17 protein-coding genes and 1 tRNA gene are annotated in these 22,898 nt (G+C 34.0%); 7 read left to right on the forward strand and 11 right to left on the reverse strand.

Annotation, left to right across the window (positions count from 1 at the left end):
- Window positions 1-152: 152 nt before the first annotated feature.
- A complete protein-coding gene (locus HM992_RS05495) occupies window positions 153-2,204 on the reverse strand; it encodes a leucine-rich repeat domain-containing protein (protein ID WP_179318990.1) in 2,052 nt (683 codons plus the stop codon).
- A 68-nt stretch (window positions 2,205-2,272) separates the two neighbouring features.
- Window positions 2,273-3,511, reverse strand: coding sequence for a T9SS type A sorting domain-containing protein (locus tag HM992_RS05500; RefSeq protein ID WP_179318991.1), 1,239 nt, complete (start codon window positions 3,509-3,511; stop codon window positions 2,273-2,275).
- 210 nt (window positions 3,512-3,721) lie between these two features.
- On the opposite strand from HM992_RS05500, the gene HM992_RS05505 reads away from it, so the two are divergent.
- A complete protein-coding gene (locus HM992_RS05505; protein ID WP_179318992.1) occupies window positions 3,722-5,647 on the forward strand; it encodes a histidine kinase dimerization/phosphoacceptor domain -containing protein in 1,926 nt (641 codons plus the stop codon).
- Here the strand turns inward: HM992_RS05505 and HM992_RS05510 are convergent.
- Window positions 5,644-6,258: a response regulator transcription factor gene (locus HM992_RS05510; protein ID WP_179318993.1), complete on the reverse strand. Its 615-nt coding sequence runs from the start codon at window positions 6,256-6,258 to the stop codon at window positions 5,644-5,646. The two genes, HM992_RS05505 and HM992_RS05510, sit on opposite strands and share 4 nt — an antisense overlap.
- Window positions 6,259-6,358: 100 nt before the next feature.
- Between HM992_RS05510 and HM992_RS05515 the strand changes: the two genes are divergently transcribed.
- Window positions 6,359-7,288: an isoaspartyl peptidase/L-asparaginase family protein gene (locus HM992_RS05515; protein ID WP_179318994.1), complete on the forward strand. Its 930-nt coding sequence runs from the start codon at window positions 6,359-6,361 to the stop codon at window positions 7,286-7,288.
- Between the two features lie 279 nt (window positions 7,289-7,567).
- Here HM992_RS05515 and HM992_RS05520 read toward each other — a convergent pair whose 3' ends face one another.
- Window positions 7,568-8,431, reverse strand: a complete 864-nt coding sequence (locus HM992_RS05520) for a cyanophycinase (RefSeq protein ID WP_179318995.1) — start codon at window positions 8,429-8,431, stop codon at window positions 7,568-7,570.
- A gap of 97 nt (window positions 8,432-8,528) precedes the next feature.
- On the opposite strand from HM992_RS05520, the gene cphA reads away from it, so the two are divergent.
- Entirely contained in the window at window positions 8,529-11,171 is a 2,643-nt protein-coding gene (gene cphA, locus HM992_RS05525) for a cyanophycin synthetase (RefSeq protein ID WP_179318996.1), read from the forward strand.
- Between the two features lie 89 nt (window positions 11,172-11,260).
- On the opposite strand, the gene HM992_RS05530 is transcribed toward cphA, so the two are convergent.
- Both HM992_RS05530 and HM992_RS05535 read right to left on the reverse strand, forming a co-directional pair.
- On the reverse strand, window positions 11,261-11,521 hold the full coding sequence (locus tag HM992_RS05530; RefSeq protein WP_179318997.1) for a hypothetical protein: 261 nt from the start codon (window positions 11,519-11,521) through the stop codon (window positions 11,261-11,263).
- A gap of 677 nt (window positions 11,522-12,198) precedes the next feature.
- Window positions 12,199-12,459 (reverse strand): hypothetical protein, encoded by a 261-nt coding sequence (locus HM992_RS05535; RefSeq protein WP_179318998.1) that lies wholly within the window; start codon window positions 12,457-12,459, stop codon window positions 12,199-12,201.
- Between the two features lie 277 nt (window positions 12,460-12,736).
- Here HM992_RS05535 and HM992_RS05540 point away from each other — a divergent pair, with 277 nt between their 5' ends.
- Complete coding sequence (locus HM992_RS05540; protein WP_179318999.1) at window positions 12,737-14,149, forward strand: aldehyde dehydrogenase family protein; 1,413 nt, start codon at window positions 12,737-12,739, stop codon at window positions 14,147-14,149.
- On the opposite strand, the gene HM992_RS05545 is transcribed toward HM992_RS05540, so the two are convergent.
- Both HM992_RS05545 and HM992_RS05550 read right to left on the reverse strand, forming a co-directional pair.
- A complete protein-coding gene (locus HM992_RS05545) occupies window positions 14,146-15,156 on the reverse strand; it encodes a N(4)-(beta-N-acetylglucosaminyl)-L-asparaginase (protein ID WP_179319000.1) in 1,011 nt (336 codons plus the stop codon). The two genes, HM992_RS05540 and HM992_RS05545, sit on opposite strands and share 4 nt — an antisense overlap.
- Before the next feature lie 80 nt (window positions 15,157-15,236).
- A complete protein-coding gene (locus tag HM992_RS05550) occupies window positions 15,237-15,461 on the reverse strand; it encodes a hypothetical protein (RefSeq protein WP_179319001.1) in 225 nt (74 codons plus the stop codon).
- A gap of 161 nt (window positions 15,462-15,622) precedes the next feature.
- Here HM992_RS05550 and HM992_RS05555 point away from each other — a divergent pair, with 161 nt between their 5' ends.
- Complete coding sequence (locus HM992_RS05555) at window positions 15,623-16,852, forward strand: metallophosphoesterase (protein WP_179319002.1); 1,230 nt, start codon at window positions 15,623-15,625, stop codon at window positions 16,850-16,852.
- 110 nt (window positions 16,853-16,962) lie between these two features.
- Window positions 16,963-17,259 carry a thioredoxin family protein gene (locus HM992_RS05560; protein ID WP_178985998.1) on the forward strand — a complete coding sequence of 99 codons (297 nt, stop codon included), beginning with the start codon at window positions 16,963-16,965 and terminating at the stop codon, window positions 17,257-17,259.
- 122 nt (window positions 17,260-17,381) lie between these two features.
- Here HM992_RS05560 and HM992_RS05565 read toward each other — a convergent pair whose 3' ends face one another.
- Together HM992_RS05565 and HM992_RS05570 are read right to left on the reverse strand one after the other, a co-directional pair.
- Window positions 17,382-18,053 carry a polysaccharide deacetylase family protein gene (locus HM992_RS05565; protein WP_179319003.1) on the reverse strand — a complete coding sequence of 224 codons (672 nt, stop codon included), beginning with the start codon at window positions 18,051-18,053 and terminating at the stop codon, window positions 17,382-17,384.
- A 6-nt stretch (window positions 18,054-18,059) separates the two neighbouring features.
- Window positions 18,060-21,455 carry a glycosyltransferase family 117 protein gene (locus tag HM992_RS05570; protein ID WP_179319004.1) on the reverse strand — a complete coding sequence of 1,132 codons (3,396 nt, stop codon included), beginning with the start codon at window positions 21,453-21,455 and terminating at the stop codon, window positions 18,060-18,062.
- Window positions 21,456-21,606: 151 nt separating this feature from the next.
- Here HM992_RS05570 and HM992_RS05575 point away from each other — a divergent pair.
- Window positions 21,607-21,683: transfer RNA gene (locus tag HM992_RS05575), tRNA-Gln, on the forward strand.
- A 333-nt stretch (window positions 21,684-22,016) separates the two neighbouring features.
- Here the strand turns inward: HM992_RS05575 and HM992_RS05580 are convergent.
- On the reverse strand, window positions 22,017-22,841 hold the full coding sequence (locus tag HM992_RS05580) for a universal stress protein (protein WP_179319005.1): 825 nt from the start codon (window positions 22,839-22,841) through the stop codon (window positions 22,017-22,019).
- Between the last annotated feature and the right edge of the window lie 57 nt (window positions 22,842-22,898).

Consider the following 22,898-nt stretch of genomic DNA (forward strand, 5'->3'; position numbering starts at 1 on the left):
TTAAGGTGTTAAATGTAAGTATTTTATATGATTTGTACGATGGTTTTTATGTTAACAGATTAATATTATTGAGCGGGTGTTGTCATTTGATTTGTAAAAGATGGCAGACGTATTATACTCCGACCTTTTAGAATTACTATATTAAGATAAATCTAATTTTTAATTATTTTCTTCACGGCAATTTCTCCATTTTGTGTTGTGATTTTTGCTAAATATAAACCCGATGGTAAATGTGACAAATTAATAGTGGTACTGACAGTTGTATGAATTTTACGACCACCAACAGTAAATAGTTCTATTTGTTTTAAGGTGTTTGATAAAGTAATTGTTATGTTGGCATCTGTAGGGTTTGGATATACAGCAATAGAATTGTTTAAATCAAATTCGTTTGTAGAAAGCACACTACAATCTTCGCTAAAGCTGGTTTCGGTGTCTATTATAGTCCAATTTTCAGTGCTGTAATTTGCGTCGTCAACTTCTATACACTCTAGTTGATGATTGTTAGTAGTTCTAATTGAAACGATATTTATGTTATTCCCATTTTTAATATTAAGGCTATTAAGATTATTACTCTGACATCTTAAGGTTGTAATTGCTGTATTATTGGTTAAATCAAGGTCAACAATATCATTCCCTGTACAATCAAGCAATTCTAAATTAATATTATTATCAAGATTTAAACTTGTAATATCATTTACGCCACAATATAAAGTGGTTAGCGCAGTGTTGTTATTGAGATTTAGACTTGTAAGGTCATTGTATTCGCAACGTAACAATTGTAGTAAGGTATTATTGCTGAGGTCTAAATTTGAAAGTGTTAAGTTGCTGCAAACTAAACTTATAAGGTTAGGATTATTAGCAACATCTAAAGTCGTTAATTGCGTATTACTACAACGTAAATCTTCTAATAGTATGTTATTTGATACATCTATCATGGTAATATCGTTATGATAAAAATGCAATAAGCTAAGTTGAGTATTGTTAGAAACATCTATGCTTGTTAAGTTGTTATTATAGCATCTTAACTCTCTAAGTGCTGTTAAATTACTAACATCTAAAGTTGAAATGTTATTGAAAAAGCATGATAGTTCTTCTAAAGCTATAAAATCTTCAATACCTGTAAGATCTGCTATACCTAAAGATGCTAAATTTAATGTTGTTATAGCAATAATACTTGCGGTAGGTACATAATCATCCAAACTTCCCGTGTCATAACCTAAATCTATGAGTGCTTGCTCAAAATTATCGTCTGGTACGTAGGTTAGACTCAAACTACAATCTTCGCTAAAACTGGTTTGAGGATCAATACTTGCAAAATCATCTATCCAATTTACTGTAGAGGCAACATCATCTACCTCAATGCAAAATAGGTTTGGGTTGTTTGTAGCATCTAACACATTAAGATTTATATTATTACCGTTTTTAATATTTAGGCTTGTAAGTTGATTGCTTGAACATTCTAAAAAAGTTAGAGCTATATTGGTAGTTAGGTTTAAATTTGTAAGCTGATTGTTAGTGCAAGTTAGCTCCTCAAGTTGGGTATTATTATTAAGGTCTAAACTAGATAATGATGTATTGCCACTAATTAATACTTTTAGGTTAGGATTATTGGTAATATCTAAGGTAGTCAGTGGATTGCCGCCACAATTTAAATTTTCTAATAGTGTATTGTTTGAAACATTTAAGGAAGTAAGTGGGTTGTTACTACAACCTAAATATTTTAATAGTGTATTGTTTGAGACATCTATGGAAGTAAGTTGATTACTGCCGCAACTTAAATTTTCTAATAGTGTATTGTTTGAGACATCTATGGTAGAAATATCATTTCCCAAAAAATGGAATACAGTAAGTGCGGTATTATTGGAAACATCTAAACTTGTTAAATTATTATAAGCACAATTTAATTCTCTAAGTGCTGTTAAGTTGCTAACATCTAAACTAGAGATATTATTGGATAAACAATTTAGTGATTCTAAAGCTGTGAAATCTTCAATACCAGTAAGGTCTCCTATATCTAAAATGTACACATCTAAAGATGTTATAGTATTAATATTTGCTGTAGGTACAGAGCCGTCTATAGGTCCAGAATCGTGACCTAAATCAATTAAAGCTTGTTCAAAATTAGGGTCTGGAATAGCGGTTGTCTGAGATAGACAGATAGTGCTAAAGCATAAGCATAAGGTAAAAAGTAGTACTGTTTTCATGTGTGTGTTTTTATTGTTTTCTAATGCGGATAATCTCGCTTCTAACGCCTCGTATTTAGAGGTTGGTCTTATTCTATTATAATTCGTTTTGAAATTTGACCTTTTTTGGTTGAAACTTTAAGCATATAAATACCAGTTTGATATGGACTAACATCCAAGTTTAATGCTTTTGTTGTTGCTATTTTCTTTCCCAGCATGTCAAATAATTCAATAGAAGTTATGGCTTGATTATTTTTAAGAGCTATGTTTAACTCCGTAGTTACAGGGTTTGGATATACAGTAATAGAACTGTTTAAATCAAACTCGTTTGTAGAAAGTGCACTGCAATCTTCGCTAAAACCGGTTTGAGAATCGATATCTGTCCAATTTGCTGTGGAATAAGTAGCAGCATCTACCTCAATACACAATAGGTTTGCGTTATCACTAGCACCAAACTCTGAAATGCTGGTATTGTTGCCGTTTTTAAGATTTAAGCTCGTAAGTTGGTTAGCTTGACAATTTAGTACTAAGATTGCGGCATTATTGCTTAGGTCTAAGTCAATAATATTATTTCCTTCACAGTGAAGTTCTTCTAAAAGCACATTATTATCAATATTTAAAGTTGTAAGTTGATTGTTTCTGCAACTTATTACTTCTAGTAAACTATTGTTACTGATGTCTAAGTGAGATAGTGATGAGTCATTACATTGTAAATCTGTAAGATTAAGGTTGTTACTGATATCTAAAGCCGTTACTCCCGTAAAACTGCATCCTAAAAAATACAATAATGAATTATTTGAAACATCTATAGACGCTACGTCATTATTATGAAGAGCCAGATAAGCTAGTGCTGTATTATTTGAAACATTTAAGCTCGTTAAATTATTTGCACTACAGCTTAAATATTCTAATAACGTATTATTTGTAACGTCTAAACTCGTTAAATCATTTGCAAGAATTTTCAATGAAGTAAGTGCTGTATTGTTAGATAGGTCTATGCTTGTTATATCATTTCTATCACAATTTAAAACACTAAGTACTGTTAAGTTGCTAACATCTATACTAGAAATATCATTGTTAACGCACCAAAGTATTTCTAAAGCTGTAAAATCTTCAATGCCTGTGAGATCTGCTATGTTTTTACTATTTATTGATAAATCCGTTATAGTATTAATATTCGCTGTAGGTACAGAGCCATCTATAGTCCCAGAATCATGTCCTAAATCAATCAAGGCCTGCTCAAAGTTAGGATCTGGAATAGCGGTTGTCTGAGATAGACATATAGCGCTAAAGCATAAGCATATGGTAAAAAGTAGTACTGTTTTCATGTGTGTGTGTTTATTGTTTTTTTAAGATCACATGGTACATCCATATAACCATTGTCTTAAGTATCAAAATTTAGTTATGGATGGTTCATAAGGTTGGTTTTAATTATTGATGGTGTAAAATTCTTAAATTATTCGAAGGTTTTTTTCATACTAATGGGTGGTTTTTTTAGAATTTGTGTTTACTACCTTTGTAACCTAAGAAATAGACCATTGTATAAAATTTTAAAAAGTTGTATCGTTATTTTAGTATTCTGCAATGTTTTAGTTGCACAGGATGCGAAATTGGATAAGTATCAAGATAGTTTACAGAACATTATTAAGACTAGTTCCGTAATTAGTGAAAAGAAAGAAGCGTTGTTTTTATTGGGGGAATATATAGTGCAACGCAATCCTGATTTGGCAGAAACAACAGCGAAAAATTTAGAAACTAATTATATAAGTAAAGATGATAGTATAGGGATAAGACGTAATAATTATATTTTTGCAGCCAGCCACAGATGGCATGGGGATTATAGTACGGCTTTAGATTATTATGAAGCTATTCACAAGTACTCAAAAAGACATAACGATTCCCTTGATATTGCCAAGAGTGCCCATTTTATAGGTTCTATTTCTATGTTTTTAGGTAAAAATGTAGTTTCCCAAAAACGTCTTATTGAAGCTGCAGAAATTTATAACCAAATAGGAAGCCCAACAGAAAAAGCTAAAATTAATAATAGCTTAGCTAGTTTTTATCTTAATATGGATCAACTAGAAAAAGGAAAAGATCAATATTTAAAAGCGCTGAGACAGTTTGAAATTTTAAAAGATAGTTCAGGGATGGCTAGCGTCAATGCTAATTTAGGGTTGGTGTATATCGAATTGGGTGAGTTCAAAAAAGCAGAAACGCATTTAATGACCCAAAAAGCGTTAAATGTCGTCTTTCCAACCTTAAGAGAAATGGGGTTTCATTACGATTTTTTAGGAGTTTTAAGACAGGAAGAAGGTCGGCTAGAAGATGCCTACCAAGAACATCTTAAAGCATTTAATATTAGAAAAAAGTTGAGTAGCACCTATAATTTATGCGAGTCTAATCTAAACATGGGAGAGGTTTTAATTAAATTGAATAGATATGCTGAGGCAAAACCGTATTTAAAAGATGTATTTAATTATGATGAACATCAGTCTTTACATCAACAACAACGGGCTTATGAACTACTAGCAGATGCTAATAAAAAAAGCGGAAATTATATCGATGCTTTAGAGAATTATGAGTCGTTTAAAATCATTAGCGATTCTATCTACTCAAAAGAGTCTTTAGAGATTATCGCTGAAAAAGAGGCACAGTACAATAAGGAAAAGAAAGATGCAGAGATTGCTCTGTTAAATAAGGAAAAGCAGCTTTTAGATAAAGAAATATCACAGTCTAAAACCATTGCAATAATAACAACGATATGGTTATTATTGCTACTTATTTTGGCTATTGCGTTGTATAAATTATACTTAAAAATTACTCAAAAAAATCGAATTATTAATAAAGCTTTAAAAGATAGAGAGCTTTTATTGCATGAAACACATCATCGTGTTAAGAATAATTTACAAATGATATCTAGTTTACTTAATCTTCAATCCAAGTATGTAAAAGATGAACGAGTACACGAGATTTTACAAAATGGGAGAAATCGTGTGCAATCTATGGCTATATTGCATAAAAACTTATATGTTGGTGAAGATCTAAATATGGTCAATATTCAAAACTATTTTGAAGGTTTGGCTGAAAACATCCTCAATTCTTACAATAAAACGGCAGGAGATATTAAGTTTGAGATCAAAGCAAAAAATATCATTATGGATATTGAATCTGTAGTGCCTATTGGGTTAATTGTAAACGAATTAGTGACTAATTCTCTAAAGCATGCGTTTCCTCCAGCAACCATTGAATTGCCAGCAATAAGTTTAATAATGGTAGAATTGGAAAGGGACCATGTGTTAACGGTTAAAGATAATGGTATAGGTATAGATGAGACCATTCAACATAAAACAGAATCTTTTGGCCAACGTTTAATAAGCTTGTTTACAAACAAGTTAAAAGCTACAGTTACTACCAATACTAGCGATGGAACTGAAATTTCTATTATATTTCCAAGAAGAAATTAGCGCAACAATTCGTTAAGTAACGTAATTGTTTCCAACCGCGTGTGGGTATTCATTTTTTCGTAAATGTTTTTTATATGAGATTTTATGGTGTTAACACTTACAAATTGATCTTCTGCTAATATTTGGTTCGTTTTTCCTTCATGCAAGCCTTTTAAGGTTTCAAACTCTTTTCGTGTTAAAGGCGTTTGAATTAATGAATTAATGACTTCGCGATTTAAAGTTATAGGTAATATGAATTTTGAAAAACTATACAAGGCTATTTCAATGGTTGAATATAGTTCCTTTTCGTTAAAAGGTTTAACAACATAACCCATTGGTAGGGTTTTTTTTGCTTGATCTAAAATTTGTTTTCCAGAGTATGATGTGAGATAAATAAAAGGTATTTTTTTAGTATTATTAATATGTTCTGCGACTTGAAAACCTTCATAATTGCCTTCTAAATTAATATCCAGCAACACTAAATCTGGTTTTAATGTGTCAATGGCTTCAATAGCATCCTTCTTATCATATGCCACACCAACAGTTTTGTAATTAACATTAGACAGCATATTTCTAATATCTTCACAAATAATAGGATCATCTTCTACAATCAAAATTTGAATTTCAGACATGAGTAGGTTTTAGTTGATACTCAAATTTACAAAAACTTATCACTTCATAGAATTTATTTAAAATACTATGTGTAATTTTCAAATCCAAAATAAAAATGAAATGAACACATTTTCAATAGCCATACATGGTGGAGCAGGAACCTTAGTGAAAGGTATGATGACACCAGAACTGGAATCTAAATACAGACGTGATTTAAAAGCAGCACTAGATAAAGGCTATGCCGTTTTAGCTGAAGGCGGATCAGCGACTGATGCTGTTGAGGTTGCTGTTCAAATTTTAGAAAATTCCCCATTATTTAATGCAGGAAAAGGCTCTGTATTTACAGCCACCGAAACGCACGAAATGGATGCGAGTATTATGGATGGTAAAACCTTAAATGCTGGTGGTGTGAGTTTAATTACAGGAATTAAAAACCCGGTGTCTTTGGCTCGTGATGTCATGGAAAAAAGTGAACATGTGTTTTTAGCAGGAGACGGAGCCATGCAGTTTGCGAAGGAATTGGATTATAAGCTAGAAGATGCAAGCTATTTTTATGATGAATTCAGACATCAACAATGGTTAGACATTAAAGATACCGACAGTTTTCAGTTGGATCATTCTACAAAAAAAGATTCCAAATTCGGAACCGTTGGTGCAGTGGCTTGTGACCAAGATGGTAACATTGCAGCGGCAACATCTACTGGTGGTATGACGAATAAGAAATGGGGACGGGTAGGAGATTCCCCTATGATTGGTGCTGGGAATTATGCCAACAATAAAACTTGTGCGATCAGTTGTACTGGAAGTGGTGAGTTTTTTATACGCGGAGTGGTAGCTTACGATGTGGCTTGTTTAATGGAACATAAAGGCATGTCTGTAAAAGACGCTTCAAGTGAAGTCATCCATAAAAGAATCCTAGACATTGGTGGTGATGGTGGCTTAATTGCTGTGGATACTCAAGGAAATATTGCGATGCCTTTTAATACGGAAGGGATGTATCGTGGACAGAAAACTTCGGATGGGATTGACGAAGTTGCTATTTATGGTTAATAGTGAAGTGTTGTTAAGTTGTTTGTTGTAAAGCTGTTTTCCACTTAAACCTTTTCTCTGTAGAAATCTGTGTGATTTTCTCGCAAAGGCGCTAAGGCGCGAAGTGTGGTAGCTTGTTCTTGAGATCTTTCTCTCTGTTTATCACCGTGCAACCTCTGTGTTTCTTTGTATGATAATTTCACGCAAAGGCGCAAAGGCGCAAAGTGTAATTATGCGAAACGTTTTTATCAATCCGTAAGATCTAGTATATAGTCATGAGATTCCTGCGTTCGCAGGAATTTAGATGAAAGGAGCTTCAATAGGTAACACCTTTACTTTTCGAGTTTTAATATTGTATTCATCACCATTAGATAAAACATGGATGGTAAGATTTGCCATCGTCATTGGAGTGCCTTCTTCAAGAATTTTTTCGTTGTTATGGGTTAGGGTACTTCCATCAAAAATAATAACCATTCCAGAACCAATAACCGTACAATCGTTTCCGTTTTTAATAATCATGCCTGTATCTTCTGCCAATCCAAATCCTATTAGATTCGGGAATTTTGCCACCGCTTCACTCTGTCTTCCAAAGCGACCACGACGTATAAAATGGGTGTCTATGATTAATTCAGGAATCAAGCCTAAGCCTTTATACATATTAACAGCACCTTTAATAAAGGATTCCGAAGCACTTCCGCCTGCAATCATTTCGTTGGCCATGGCCATAGCACCTGCACTTGTGCCTGCGATAACAAAACCAGCTTCATTAACGAAGCGTTCCGCTAAAATGGTGTGGATGATAGTCCCTCCAATTTTATCGGTAATCTTAGATTGGTCACCACCAGAAAACATCACACAATCCGCATTTTTAATCAGCTGAATGGCATGTTCAGTTTCAGAATCTTCTTTAGAACGAATGTCTAAAACGTCCACATTTTTGCAGCCTAAAGTATCGAATGCGGTTAAGTAATTTTCACCAACTTCAACCGGAATACTAGAGGCTGTTGGCACCACAACAATTTGAGCATCAACACCACCAGCTTCTTTTACCACATGGTATAAAATCCCCTCATCAATAAATTCTAAGGTGTAGATTTCACTTTCTTCAATACCTTTATCTTCATTTCCTCCAATTGGTATTAGAGTTCCTTTAATCTTCTGCATAATTTTCATCTAAAAATATAGGGCAAAAATAAGCCAATTTTTTTAGTGAAAAATACTATATTTAGAATCTTTCAATAACTAAAACAAACCAACCAACATGAAAATACGCGAAATCAATGCGATGAGAGGACCTAATTATTGGTCTGTAAGACGACATAAATTAATAGTAATGGTTCTCGATCTCGAAGAGATGGAGGAGTTGCCTTCTAATAAAATTGAAGGATTCCCAGAACGATTAAAAGCTATGTTTCCAAGTATGTACTCACATCGTTGTTCTGAAGGTTGTGAAGGTGGATTTTTTATGCGTGTTGATGAAGGGACTTGGATGGGTCATATTATTGAGCATATTGCTTTAGAAATCCAGACGCTTGCAGGTATGGACACAGGCTTTGGAAGAACCAGAGGTTATGGCGAGCATGGAGTTTACAGTGTGGTGTTTTCATATATGGAAGAATCCGTTGGGCGTTTTGCAGCCAAATCTGCTGTAAGAATTTGTGAAGCCTTAATTGCAGGTGAAGACTATGATATGTCTGACGATATTCAGGAAATGCGGGAACTGCGTGAAGCCGATCGTTTAGGACCAAGTACCGGATCTATTGTTGAAGAAGCTGAAGCACGAGGAATTCCTTGGATTCGTCTTAATAAATATTCATTGTGTCAGTTGGGTTATGGAGCCAATCAAAAACGGATTCAAGCCACCGTGACTTCAGAAACAAGTAGTATTGGTGTTGAATTGGCTTGTGATAAAGAAGATACCAAGTATTTATTAGAACAAGCTGAGGTTGAAGTGCCCCGTGGAGATATTATTAGAAGAGAACGCAGTTTAGAGGAGGCTTGCCGTTATGTTGGTTACCCTTTGGTGATTAAGCCTATTGATGGTAATCATGGTCGCGGTATTACTGTAGATATTCAAAATTATGACGATGCCTTAGCGGCTTTTCACCATGCGAAAGAGAGTTCTAAGAGTGGAGCAATCATTGTCGAAAAGTTTATTGTCGGTCAAGATTATAGATTACTAGTTATTAATAATAAGTTAGTCGCTGGAGCCATTAGAACTCCTGCCCATGTGATTGGAGATGGCACATCTACAGTTCAAGAATTAATAGATAAAGTGAATAGCGATCCACGTCGTGGTTTTGGTCATGAAAATGTATTGACAAAAATCACCACAAACGAATTAACACAGACCATTATTAAAGATGCAGGTTATACTTTAGACTCTGTTATTGCTGAAGGTGAACGTTTAATATTAAAAGACACCGCCAATTTAAGTACGGGCGGCACCGCTGAAGATATTACAGACATTATACATCCTGCAAACGTAAGTATGGCAGAGCGTATTTCTAAAATTATTGATTTAGATATCTGTGGGATTGATATTATGACTACTGATATTTCACAGCCCTTATCCGAAACAGGAGGTGCTGTGTTAGAAGTAAATGCTGGTCCTGGATTTAGAATGCACTTGGCTCCAACTTCTGGCTTGCCAAGAAATGTAGCGGCTCCAGTGATTGATAAATTATTTCCGAACAAAGGAGATACTGGTCGTATTCCAATTATAGCGATTACCGGAACCAACGGAAAAACAACAACGTCGAGATTAATGGCTCACATTGCCAAAATGAATGGCTATCGTGTTGGTTATACTACGAGTGATGGTGTTTATATTCAGAATCGCTTATTAATGACGGGCGATTGTACTGGTCCTGCAAGTGCAGAATTTGTATTGAAAGATCCGACTGTGAATTTTGCGGTTTTAGAATGTGCACGAGGTGGATTACTGAGAGCTGGTTTAGGGTTTAAAAAATGTGATGTCGCTATTGTAACCAATGTTGCAGCAGATCATTTAGGTTTAAAAGGCATTCATACCATAGAGCAATTAGCAAAAGTAAAAGGAGTCGTGCCAGAAACGGTGCTGCCAGATGGCTATGCTATTTTAAATGCAGATGATCCTTTGGTGTATGATATGCGTCGTAGTTTAGATTGTAATGTCGCGTTATTTTCAATGGATGAAAACAATCCACATATTAAAGCTTTACAACGCTTAAATGGTATTACCGCGGTTTATGAGAATGGTTACGTAACTATTTGTAGAGGAGAATGGAAAATGCGTTTAATGAAGGCTGAAAATATTCCGTTGACTTATGGTGGAAAAGCAAAATTCATGATTCAGAATGTACTAGCTGCAGTTTTAGGAGCGCATGTACAAGGTATAAGTATTGAAGATATGAAAGCTGGCTTGGAAACGTTTATCCCTTCGGCATCACAAACACCTGGACGCTTAAATTTATTTGAATTTAAAGACTTTACTATTTTATTAGATTATGCACATAATCCAGCAGGAATGCGAGCCTTGCAAGCGTTTACGAATGAACTTGAAGCGACTGTAAAAGTTGGTATTATTGCAGGAATTGGCGATAGACGTGTAGAAGATAATAATGAAATGGGAGCTATTGCAGCCGATATGTTTGATGAAATTATTATTAGACAAGACAAACGTTTAAGAGGTAAGACAGAGCAGGAATTAATTAAGATGCTCGATGATGGGATTAAGAAACGAGATCCTAATAAGAAGACGACTATAATTCCATCAGAAAAAGAAGCGATTAAATTTGCGGTAAAAAATGCTGTAAAAGGCTCACTTATTATTTTGTGTAGTGACGTGATTCCGGATGCTTTAGAATTGGTTAAGAAATTTAAAGAGCAAGAAGCTAATGGTGAATTGAATTATGCGGATTAATACTCTAGTAATTCTATAAAACAAAAAGCCGAAACGTGAGTTTCGGCTTTTTTAATATATGGTTAATAGCGGGTAATCTTTTTATTGGCTTAACAAAGCTTTACAGTCTTAACTCTAATTTGAAGACTTTTTCTAAACGTTTTGATACTGATGATTTCGTTATTCTTTTTACGATTCATTCTTAAAACCTTAGCTTTAATTTCAGAAGAAATAGCAGCTTCGCTAGATTCAGATTTTACGGTTTCAGAGGTTTCAACAACTTCAGTTTCATTGTTAACTATGACGTCTTGTTGTGCGAAACTTGCTAAAGACATTGTTAAGAATAATATGATGAATAAACCTTTTTTCATAATCGTAAGAAGCTATGTTTGTTTTAACTTCGGGTCAAAGAAACGCAAGATATCTAGTGTAGATGAAATTTTTAGATGAAGCATGTCGATAAACGGTTAAGTGGTAAGTGCTAACAAAAAGCACCGATGAAATACACTATTTGCGCTTGTAGCCCTTTAAATACGTTACATTTTAGGTTAAACGTTACAAATTGTTAGTTGAAAAATACTTCTGGATAAAAAATACCGATGAAGTGCGTAAAATATGCTTGAAGTATCTATGAACACCTAATTATTATGACTGAATTTAGCAATAACCCTTATTATGAATTGTTTTGAAAACGAATCAATAATCAATATGCAATCGTAGTTATAAAGTAAGACTTAAAACCTTAAACTAGTTACAGCATATTATTGAAGTGACTTATAAAACTCAAATTCGAAAAGCACGTGATAAGGATTTTGTTTTGTGTCGGGATATGATTCCTAATGTTTTAGGAAATTAAAGCGCAAGAAGCTAATGGTAAATAGAATTCGTCAGATTAGATAGAGATCTTTCAGGTTTTGATATTTCGACTACGATCAGCAATCAATTTGAAATATCTGGAAAACAAAAAGCCGAAACGTGAGTTTCGGCTTTTTTTAACAATATATGGTTAATAGCATTATATATGGTTAATAGCATTTTTGATATGTGATTAACAAAGCTTTACAGTCTTAACTCTAATTTGAAGACTTTTTCTAAAAGTTTTGATACTAATAATTTCTGTATTTTTTTTACGATTCATTCTTAAAACCTTAGCTTTAATTTCAGAAGAAATAGCAGCTTCGCTAGATTCAGATTTTACGGTTTTAGAGGTTTCAACAACTTCAGTTTCATTGTTAACTATGACGTCTTGTTGTGCGAAACTTGCTAAAGACATTGTTAAGAATAATATGATGAATAAACCTTTTTTCATAATCGTAAGAAGCTATATTTGTTTTAACTTCGGGTCAAAGAAACGTAAGATATCTAGTGTAGCTGAAATTTTTAGATGAAATATGTCGATAAACGGTTAAGTGGTAAACGCTAACAAAAAGCACCGATGAAATGCATAATATGCGCTTGTAGCCCTTTAAAAGCGTTACCTTTAAAGTTAAACGTTACAATTTGTTAGTTGAAAAACACTTCCGAATAGATTATATCGACGAAATACATAATATCAGTTTGAAACACTTGAAAATAGAGATTTAATTATGGATGATTTTAGCAGTAACCCCTATTATGAATTGTTTTCTAAACAACACATCAATCAGTATGCCGTAGGGAATCGTAGTTATAAGGAAAGGCTTAAAACCTTAAACAAACTTCAGCACGCTATTGAAGTTACCTATAGGACTCAAATTCAAGAGGCCTTGCAAAACGATTTAGGGAAACCAGTTGTAGAAACAGAGCTCACCGAAATCTATGCTATAATTGGTGATATAAAATATACTAAAAAGAATCTGCGTCAATGGATGCGAAAGCAAGATGTAGAAACACCTATATCTTTATTGGGTTCTAGTTCTTATATAAAGTATGAACCTAAAGGAGTGTGTTTAATTATATCTCCATGGAATTTTCCTTTCAATCTCACCTTTGGACCTTTAGTCTCTGCAATTGCAGCTGGTAATACGGTTATTATTAAACCCTCTGAGATGACACCAAACTCATCAGCATTAATGGCTAAGATTGTAGCAGATGTTTTTTCTGAAGATGAAGTTGCCGTATTACAAGGTGAAGTGGAAGTCTCTACACAATTATTAAAGCTACCTTTTAATCATATCTTTTTTACAGGGTCTCCACAAGTGGGGAAGATTGTTATGAAAGCTGCATCGGAACATTTAGCATCTGTTACCTTAGAATTGGGAGGTAAGTCTCCAACACTAATTGATAAAACGGCAAATATAGATAAAGCAGCGAAGAAAATAATGTGGGCAAAATTTTTGAACTGTGGACAGATATGTGTGTCTCCAGATTATGTTTTAATTGATGCTAGCGTAAAAGCACAATTTATAGACGCTTGTAAAAAATGGCTTCAAACGTTTTATAACGATAATCCAAAAGCATCAGATTCTTATGGTAGAATAGTAACAGATAAACATTTTGAACGTTTAAGTTCTTATCTCGACAATGCAAAAACACTAGATGCTAAATTTGAAGTGGGTGGAGACACCGATAGTGCTTCTAAATATATAGAACCTACTATCATTTCTGATTTAAAACCAGAAGCTAAATTACTAGAAGATGAAATTTTCGGACCAATTTTACCGATTGTAACGTATGATAGTCTAGATATGGCCATGGCCTATATTAATTCGAAACCACGACCATTGGCGCTTTATATCTACAGTAAAAGTAAAGCGAATACGACTACGATTTTAAATAACACTAGGGCAGGAGGGACGTGTATTAACAATAGTGTGCTCCATTACACGAATCATAATTTACCTTTTGGAGGGGTTAATAATAGTGGTATTGGTAAGAGTCATGGTTTTTTTGGTTTTAAGGCTTTTAGTAATGAGCGCTCTGTAATGAAACAACATACGTTTGCTGTTACGGAGTTGTTGTTTCCACCTTATAGTGGTTTTAAAGAGAAGCTGGCACGATTGACTATTAAGTGGTTTTAAGCTTTATTAAAATAATCCGATTGAATTTGCGCATTTATCCCATCCTGATATTTAGTTATACTAAACCATTGATGAATTGAGTAGCATCCTGTTTCGCCTTTTTTATTAACGGCAACATAACCGACCTGAAAATTCTTATAATTACTATTGGGTTTATTCACAATTCGGCCAATCGCTTCTTCGCATGCTTGTTGAGGTGATCTCCCTTGACGCATTAATTCAACGACTAAAAAACTACCCACTGTTTTTATAACTTCTTCTCCTAAACCTGTTGCCACACAACCACCAATTTCATTATCTATAAATAATCCGGATCCAATAATAGACGAATCTCCAACGCGTCCGCCTAGTTTATAAGCTAAACCACTTGTAGTACAAGCACCAGAAATGTCACCGTTTTTATCAATGGCCAACATGCCAATAGTATCGTGATTTTCAATATTAATAATGGGTTGGTATTTGGCCTCAACCTTCCATTTCTCCCATGCATCTTTTGAGGATTCTGTTAATAAATCTTCGGGTTTAAAACCTTTAGAAATGGCAAATTGTTTGGCGCCTTCTCCGGCGAGCATAACATGTGGTGTGTCTTCCATCACTTTTCTAGCGACTGAAACCGCATGCGTTATATTTTGAAGGTAAACCACAGAACCACAATTGCCATTTTTATCCATTATACTAGCGTCTAGTGTTACATGGCCTTCGCGATCGGGCAAACCACCTTTGCCAACGGTCTGTCCTTTAGCGTTGGCTTCTTCAATGCGACAACCTTGTTCTACCGCATCTAACGCATTTCCGCCGGCCTGTAAAATATCCATCGCTTTGGCGGTTGCGTTTTTAACATGCCAAGTTGCAACAACTAATGGTAGGTCATGCAAATTATTGATAGCTTCATTATTTTGTCCGGTCGTTTTTTGAGAAGCTATTTCTTCACAATTAACTAAAGAACTGCCCATGGCTAAACCAACTCCGGTTAAAGATGCTGTCTTTATAAATTTTCTGCGTTTCATGATGTGCTGTATTGTATTGGTAATGTCATTTTACTTTTAGTGCTATTTAAATCTCAAGAATGTTATATGCCTGTCATTATTTAATTGGCAGGTTCAAGGTTTTTACGGGAATTTCTATAACCATACCAAAGGATATAACCATACCAGACTTTAACAAAAACAAAAGCTGATTTAAAATTAATAATATCCGTGAAATAACCATAAAGTAGAGGGATAATTGCACCACCAACAATCGCTGTACATAAGATACCTGATGCTTTAAGTTTTAAATCTAAAATCAATGCATCTAATATAGTCAAATGCATTTCAAGAACGTCTTTGATGTGTTGCTTTTTTGATACTTCATAACGTGCTATTAAGACAATGTAATAGAAAAAAACTTAAAATAGTGAGCTCAAAACCTTTAACACTTTCATAAGATAAGTCGTTCGTCATATCCTTAAATTTGTAAACTCAAAAACATAACATGATTCGCTGGATACTATTTGCCATTTTATTTATAATAATTACGATTTATGGCTTTCAAGCTGTAAGAACAGTAACCAAGCAGACTTGGGTGTATTATTTGTTTTTTATTGTAGCCCTCATTGTTGCAGGTAATTTTATCTATCAGTTCGCCGCAGCCAATGAAGGTCGTGTTTTAACAACCTCTAAAAGTTTCGCCTTCGGGTTTTTATTGGCATTTATGGCATTCAATTTAGTATTGTTACCCTTTTTAATTGGTGAAGATATTATTAGAGGGATTATTGGGTTGTACGATAAATTTGTTACTAAAACCGATACATTTTATGTGCCATCGCGCCGAAAATTTGTGAGTCAAGTCGCTTTAGGATTGGCGGCAATCCCATTTTCTTCTTTATTGTATGGTATGTTTAAGGGGAAGTATGATTTTAGAGTTCTAAAATACACCCTTCATTTTGAAGATTTACCAGAGGCTTTTGATGGGTATAGACTCACTCAAATTAGTGATATTCATTCGGGTAGTTTTGATAATCGCGAAAAAATAGAATACGCTGTAGATTTAATTAACGAACAAGAATCTGATGTGTTATTATTTACAGGCGATATGGTTAATAATAAGGCTTCAGAAATGTTGCCTTGGATGGATACCTTTGGAAGGCTGAAAGCGAAAGATGGTAAATTTTCGGTTTTAGGAAATCATGATTATGGAGATTATGTAGATTGGAATTCACCTAAAGAAAAAGCCCAAAACCTTGAGGATTTAAAAACAATACAAAAAGATATCGGTTTCGATTTATTATTAAACGAAAGTCGATATCTTGAAAAGGACGGTCAACGATTAGCCTTAATTGGAGTAGAGAATTGGGGCAAAGGAGGTTTTAAAAAAGCAGGTGACTTAGAAAAGGCCTCATCACAAATTAAGGCCGATGATTTTAAAATATTAATGTCGCACGATCCAAGTCATTGGGAAGCACAGGTGATTAATGATCCATATCACTATCATTTAACGTTAAGTGGACATACGCACGGCATGCAATTTGGGATTGAAATTCCAGGTTGGATAAAATGGAGTCCTGCAAAATGGAGATACAAACAATGGGCAGGAATCTATACTGAATTAAACCAGCATATCAATGTTAATAGAGGTTTTGGTTACCTAGGCTATCCAGGACGAGTTGGTATTTGGCCAGAAATCACAGTGATTGAGCTCAAAAAAGGGTCTAAAAGTGCATAATTGTAAAGAATTGCTTATTTTTATGAAATGAGTATCTAATTTGTAATGGATTACTTTTTGAATTGTATGCAAATTTGAAGTGCTTATATCTTTGACTAAAACTATAACGTATGTCAAAATTTGGAGAATTAATAGATGTTGAAATACCAGTACTTCTAGATTTCTACACAGAATCTAATAATCAATCTATAGCTATGCATCCTATTCTAAGGGATGTTGCAGCAGCATTAGGCGATAAAGCCAAAGTGATTAAGATTGATGTAGATAAAAATAAAGATCTTGCAGAAGCATTGCGTGTTAAAGGTTTGCCAACCTTAATCATCTACAAAGGAGGTGAAATGAAATGGCGTCATAGTGGAGAACAAGATGCTGATACGTTGATTGGTATTATCCAAGAATACATATAAACACCAACGAAAGTAGGTGTTTCATCTTATGAAGACAACGTTCAATTTTTACTAAATTTCTTTTGGCGCTGGTTTTTAATAAATGTATCTACCTTGTAAGATTTTTAAAACCTTTTTGTGTATTAATTCAAACCTTTAAAAACAAACCCTCTTTCGCTAAAATATTCTAAAACTTTAGGGAGTACATGTTTTAAATTAGGCGAAGCTTTCACGCTATCGTGAAACACAATAATACTTCCTTCTTTGGCTGTTGAAGTTACATTTTTAAGACAAGCAGATTCAGATACTGATGCATCCCAATCATAAGATAAAACATCCCATAAAACAATTTTATAGCCTAGTTTTTGGAGTTGTTTGCTCTGTTTAGAGTTAAACTTACCGTATGGAGGACGGAATAAACTCAAATTCCATTGTTGATCGTTTAGTGTATTGGTGTTTAATGTTTGGATTTTAGAATGTATTAATGATTGTGTTTTCTCAACATCATCAAGATAATCCGCTGTTTTGTGCTTCCAACCTTTTAAATGATTGTAAGTATGGTTTCCGATGGTATGACCTTTTGAAATAATATTTTTGAAAATCTCAGGATATTTTTCAATATTATTTCCAATACAAAAGAAAGTGGCTTTAGCATTATGACCTTCTAATTTTGAAAGTACCCAATCCGTAATTTCAGGAGTTGGACCATCATCAAAGGTTAAATAGAGTTCTTTGTTTTTGGTATTGATATTCCAGATAAAATTTGGGAACACTAATTTTACAAACCCTGGCGTTTTAGCTGGAATAATCTGCATACCTTATTAATCCTCTGGCGCTATTAAGTCTATGGTATCCTTAATGGCTTCTATATCTATATCATTTGGTATTTCTGGTAACGCATCTTCACTATAGCGATTCATAAGTTCATCAAATAAACTCAAATAACTATTAAAGGTTTTGGTCTCCTGTAAGGCAAATTCTTTATCGTTGTAAATTACTAAAATATCTATCAAAGCTCTGTAGCGTTGTATGTCTAAGTAAATATCTTCACCAACCAATCGTTCTTGGTTTTCTAAAGAAAGACTACTGTAATACACTAAGTTTTCTTGATATTTTTTAGCCACATCTTTGTAGAGTGCACGTCCTTTTTCAAGGTTTCCTATTTCATAATATGCACTCACATACGGTTCTAATAATGAATAAAAACCAAATTTGTCTACAGGCATTTTTTCCATAGCGATGTCGGCTATTTCTTCAGCTTTATCTAATTCCTTATCATTAATAAGTTGCTCAATTAAACGCGCTAAGTTTCCTCTGTAGGTAATGCCGTTTCTTCTAGTTTCGATGTCGTAGTAGATATCATCACCACTGCCTCCCCATTTCCAGTTCTTCACCATATTGTACATAAGGTTTGGATCTACACGTCCCATGTCATAAGGATTAGCTTTATCTACTGGTGTTTTAATTGGCACGAGTTTATAGCACATACCATCAAGCTGTAAATAGTCTTTTAGCCAAATATAGTCTTCAGCTCCAAAGGCACCTCCTGTAAAATATATAGGGCGCTCCCAATTATTGTTCGCAATGATATCTAACATTAAAAGACGATTTTTATATAAATAACTACCTTCAATTTGCGTGTATAAGTTATCTTCTATTTTATCGGCATCTTTTTGCTTAACCACTCCATTTTTTAGTACCATTTCCTTATTTACAGTAATACTAATATTACGTGTTGGGAAATAATTAGAGTTTAATAAATGCTTTGGATACTGGCTAGGATCTTCACCTTGCATTTCAACTACATGTTTAAACTTAGTATCAGGGCGTTCACTTGAAATAAAGTCCATAAATCGTTTAATATCTATAGTGTCTTTAGTAATCTCCCTTCTAATAATTACATCTCTTGTGCCACCGCGATATTGGTTGTGAGTAAGTTGTGAAGGAATAGGGTCACTGTCGTAAGCCTTACGTTTCATTTGATCGATGTACCAATCCGTTTGGAATAAACTGGTATTCACCACGCGCACGTCTGTACGTACCCCTTCAATCTCTTGTAAATACCACAACGGGAATGTGTCGTTGTCTCCTATGGTAAAAAGAATTGCGTTTGGCGCACACGATTCTAAATACTTTCGAGCCATAGAATTGGTTGTGTATTTTCCTGAACGATCGTGATCATCCCAATTATTTGCTGCTAAAACTCCAGGTACGATAACAAGACAAGCCAATGTTACGACAGGAGCTAAAAGTTTCGTGTTTAATTTAGATTTTAATAGGTCATAAATAGCATAAACACCAAAACCAATAAAGATTGCAAAGACATAGAATGAACCTACTACAGAATAATCACGTTCTCTAGGTTCAAAAGGTCTTACATTGGTGTAAAACTGAATAGCTAAGCCTGTTAGTAAAAAGAACACTAAAAGTACCCAGAAACGTTTTAAATCGGAATACATCAAGAAAAAGAAACCAATAAGGCCTAATATTAATGGTAAGAAATAATAGGTGTTTCTCGCTTTGTTTTCCAAAACATCAGTTGGTAAATTATCTTGAGACATACCGATGTGCATCGAGTCAATAAAGTTTATACCCGAAATCCAATTACCGTTTTTATGGGTGTATCGTCCTTGGATATCATCTTGTCGTCCTGTGAAATTCCACATAAAATAACGCCAATACATGTAACCAAATTGGTATTGAAACATGTACATAATATTGTCCATGAAGGATGGTTTTTCAATAATCAAATACTGTTGACCGTAACGTTTTAAAAACTGATTATAACCTTCGTAATCTATTTCTCCATTGGCCACACGCATTCTGAAGTCATTGACGAGTTGATCAAATTGTTGTTTTTCTCCAAGGGCATATTGTGCCGATTGCTCTTCAGTTAAGCCAGCGTTCATAGCTTCATTGTAGGCACGGGTTTGCAAGCTTGGATCAACTTTAAAGTCAATTAAGCCTGTAAACATCATGTAGTTTTCAGCATGCTCTGAACTCCACATTCTAGGTAAAATTGAAGCGTGTTCGTGGTTGTAGTTTTGCTTACTTTTTTCCCAATCATTTATAATAACGTATTTTCCTGCTTCATCATCGCGTTCATAATTCTTTTTATCATCAATAAACGGTTCATCTTTATCGGCACCAGAATATACTTCTGTAAAAAATGGACCATAGAATAAATGTGTTTCGGGATATTGTTCTAAGTTATAATACGCTAATAGTTCTCTCGCATCCGAAGGGTTATTTTCGTTAATTACCACTTGTGCATTCGCACGAATAGGAAGCATCATCCAAGACGAAAATCCGATAAAAATAAACATTAAGCACAGGACTAGTGTGTTAATATGTTTTAAGCCTTTTTTTTGCGTGTAGTTCAAACCAAAATAAAATAACGCAATAACCATTATACCTGTGATGATAGTTCCTGAATTAAATGGTAAACCAATGGAGTTTACGAAAAACACTTCTAAATAACCAAAGAGTTTTAAGGTTGAAGGCAATAATAATTTGAATATAAAAAGTAAAATGGCAGCTGAAGCTATATTGGCAATGATGAAGTTTTTAACCGTAATGGTTTTGTGATTCTTAAAATAATAGAGCAGACCAATCGCAGGAATGGTTAATAGCCCCATAAAGTGAACTCCAAAAGATAGTCCAATAACAAAAGCAATAAGAATTAACCAGCGGTTACCTCGTGGTTCGTTCATGTCGCGTTCCCAACGTAAACCTAAATAAAATAAGACCGCCATAATTAACGTAGCCATAGCGTAGACTTCCGTTTCAACGGCATTAAACCAAAATGAATCCGTAAATGTAAAGGCTAAACTACCCACTAAAGCACTTCCTAAAATAGCATAGGCTTTACTCGTGTCTTTATCTTCATTGTATTTGGTGAGTTTTACAAGCAGTAAAGTAATCGTCCAAAACATAAAAAGAATGGTAAATGCACTTGCAACACCACTCATCATGTTCATTATGGCACCAATCTGTGAAGGTTCTAAAGCAAACATTGAGAAGAACGCTCCTAACATTTGAAAAAGAGGAGCTCCTGGTGGATGGCCGACTTGTAATTTGGAAGAGGTTAAAATATACTCTCCAGCATCCCAAAAACTAACGGTTGGTTCTATAGTTAGTCCGTAAACTACAACTGCTACTGTAAAAACAGACCATCCTAAGATGTTGTTCCACTTTTTAAAGTTAAAATCTTTCATGAAAACGTTGCTTATTAATGCTGGCGAATTTACTAATTAATCCCTAAAAGCCTACATTTTTAAGTTAACGTTAAGTATTTTAAAAAATTTTCTTCTTTTTTTTTGTCAAAGTAAAACTTTGTATTAAATTTGCACCCTCAAAATGAGAGATTGGCCTATGGTGTAACTGGCTAACACATCTGTTTTTGGTACAGAAGAGTCTAGGTTCGAAACCTAGTAGGCCAACCAAAGTTTAAATCCTAATTCGTTATTCGAGTTAGGATTTTTTTTGTTTAAGTCGTATGTGTAGTGAGTTGTGTAGATTATGCTGAGAGGAGTTGAAGTAAAATCTAAAACCCTAAAGGAAGAGATACATTGAATAGTCTAATTTTTATTATCTTGTTTTACTAAGTGCACTCGAAATACATTTTTACTAAAAGTTTTAGGTTTTTAGACTGTCTTAAAAATGAAAAAGAGGATTGCTTTTGAAACATCCTCTTTTGTTTAGTGTGAAAATCTAAAACTTATTTTCAAAACTTAATAAATTAAGTCTTGATTCTTTACTCTATAAATTGAAGCAATTTAAATCTTGAAAGTAATCACAGGTCTATTTGCATGATTAACTAAATCTTCACTGATACTGCCATTAAAGAAGTGAGCTATACCTTGTCTGCCATGTGTACTAATTCCAATAAGGTCTGCATCTATGTCTTTGGAGAAATTTAAAACACCTTGTTCAACGGTATTGTCGTTGTGTATTGTAATCGTATAATTATCAAAATCTTGTCCGCAAATAAAATCATTGACTCTTGACTTCGCTTCATACGACGTCATAAAATTGCTAGACGTAATTACCAGCAATAAATGAATTTTTGATCCAAATGCTTTTGCAAATTTTACAGCTTGTTTATAAGTTTCTTTATTGTCATTTTTAAAATCTGAAGCAAATACAAAATTAGATACTTTGAAGTTGTGATGCTCATTTTTTATAACTAGTACAGGTACTTCGGAAGAGCGAACCACTTTTTCTGCATTAGAACCCACGAACATTTCTTTTATGCCTGTCGCACCATGAGAACCCATAACAATCAAGTCAATATTGAACTCTATACAAGAATTTTTAATTTCATTAAAAGTTATATCTGCCTTTACGGTTTCATGGACGGTAATGTTTTGTAAATAGTCTTGTGCCATGAGATCTTCAAACCTTTTTCTTGCTAAATTCATGAAAAATAAAGTTTCAGGAATATCACTTTGGGCATGTCCAGGATCTGTTTGTTGCATGGGAATTTCTATCATATGCAATAAATATATCTCTGCGTTGTGAGTCTTAGCAATCATCGCTGCTACTTTTAAAGCATTTTCTGCTTGCTCTGAAAAATCTGTTGGAACTAATATTTTATTCATGTTTATTTGTTTAGTTAGTCTTTCTAAATTTAAGAAAATAAATCCATATGACATAGC

It is taken from the genome of Winogradskyella helgolandensis (genome assembly GCF_013404085.1).
GTDB classification, from domain to species: domain Bacteria; phylum Bacteroidota; class Bacteroidia; order Flavobacteriales; family Flavobacteriaceae; genus Winogradskyella; species Winogradskyella helgolandensis.

Coding starts and splice junctions, on each gene's coding strand:
- HM992_RS05495 (WP_179318990.1), bottom strand. CDS start 2,204: ATGAAAACAGTACTACTTTTTACCTTATGCTTATGCTTTAGCACTATC.
- HM992_RS05500 (WP_179318991.1), bottom strand. CDS start 3,511: ATGAAAACAGTACTACTTTTTACCATATGCTTATGCTTTAGCGCTATA.
- HM992_RS05510 (WP_179318993.1), bottom strand. CDS start 6,258: ATGTCTGAAATTCAAATTTTGATTGTAGAAGATGATCCTATTATTTGT.
- HM992_RS05515 (WP_179318994.1), top strand. CDS start 6,359: ATGAACACATTTTCAATAGCCATACATGGTGGAGCAGGAACCTTAGTG.
- HM992_RS05520 (WP_179318995.1), bottom strand. CDS start 8,431: ATGCAGAAGATTAAAGGAACTCTAATACCAATTGGAGGAAATGAAGAT.
- cphA (WP_179318996.1), top strand. CDS start 8,529: ATGAAAATACGCGAAATCAATGCGATGAGAGGACCTAATTATTGGTCT.
- HM992_RS05530 (WP_179318997.1), bottom strand. CDS start 11,521: ATGAAAAAAGGTTTATTCATCATATTATTCTTAACAATGTCTTTAGCA.
- HM992_RS05535 (WP_179318998.1), bottom strand. CDS start 12,459: ATGAAAAAAGGTTTATTCATCATATTATTCTTAACAATGTCTTTAGCA.
- HM992_RS05540 (WP_179318999.1), top strand. CDS start 12,737: ATGGATGATTTTAGCAGTAACCCCTATTATGAATTGTTTTCTAAACAA.
- HM992_RS05545 (WP_179319000.1), bottom strand. CDS start 15,156: ATGAAACGCAGAAAATTTATAAAGACAGCATCTTTAACCGGAGTTGGT.
- HM992_RS05550 (WP_179319001.1), bottom strand. CDS start 15,461: ATGCATTTGACTATATTAGATGCATTGATTTTAGATTTAAAACTTAAA.
- HM992_RS05555 (WP_179319002.1), top strand. CDS start 15,623: ATGATTCGCTGGATACTATTTGCCATTTTATTTATAATAATTACGATT.
- HM992_RS05560 (WP_178985998.1), top strand. CDS start 16,963: ATGTCAAAATTTGGAGAATTAATAGATGTTGAAATACCAGTACTTCTA.
- HM992_RS05565 (WP_179319003.1), bottom strand. CDS start 18,053: ATGCAGATTATTCCAGCTAAAACGCCAGGGTTTGTAAAATTAGTGTTC.
- HM992_RS05570 (WP_179319004.1), bottom strand. CDS start 21,455: ATGAAAGATTTTAACTTTAAAAAGTGGAACAACATCTTAGGATGGTCT.
- HM992_RS05580 (WP_179319005.1), bottom strand. CDS start 22,841: ATGAATAAAATATTAGTTCCAACAGATTTTTCAGAGCAAGCAGAAAAT.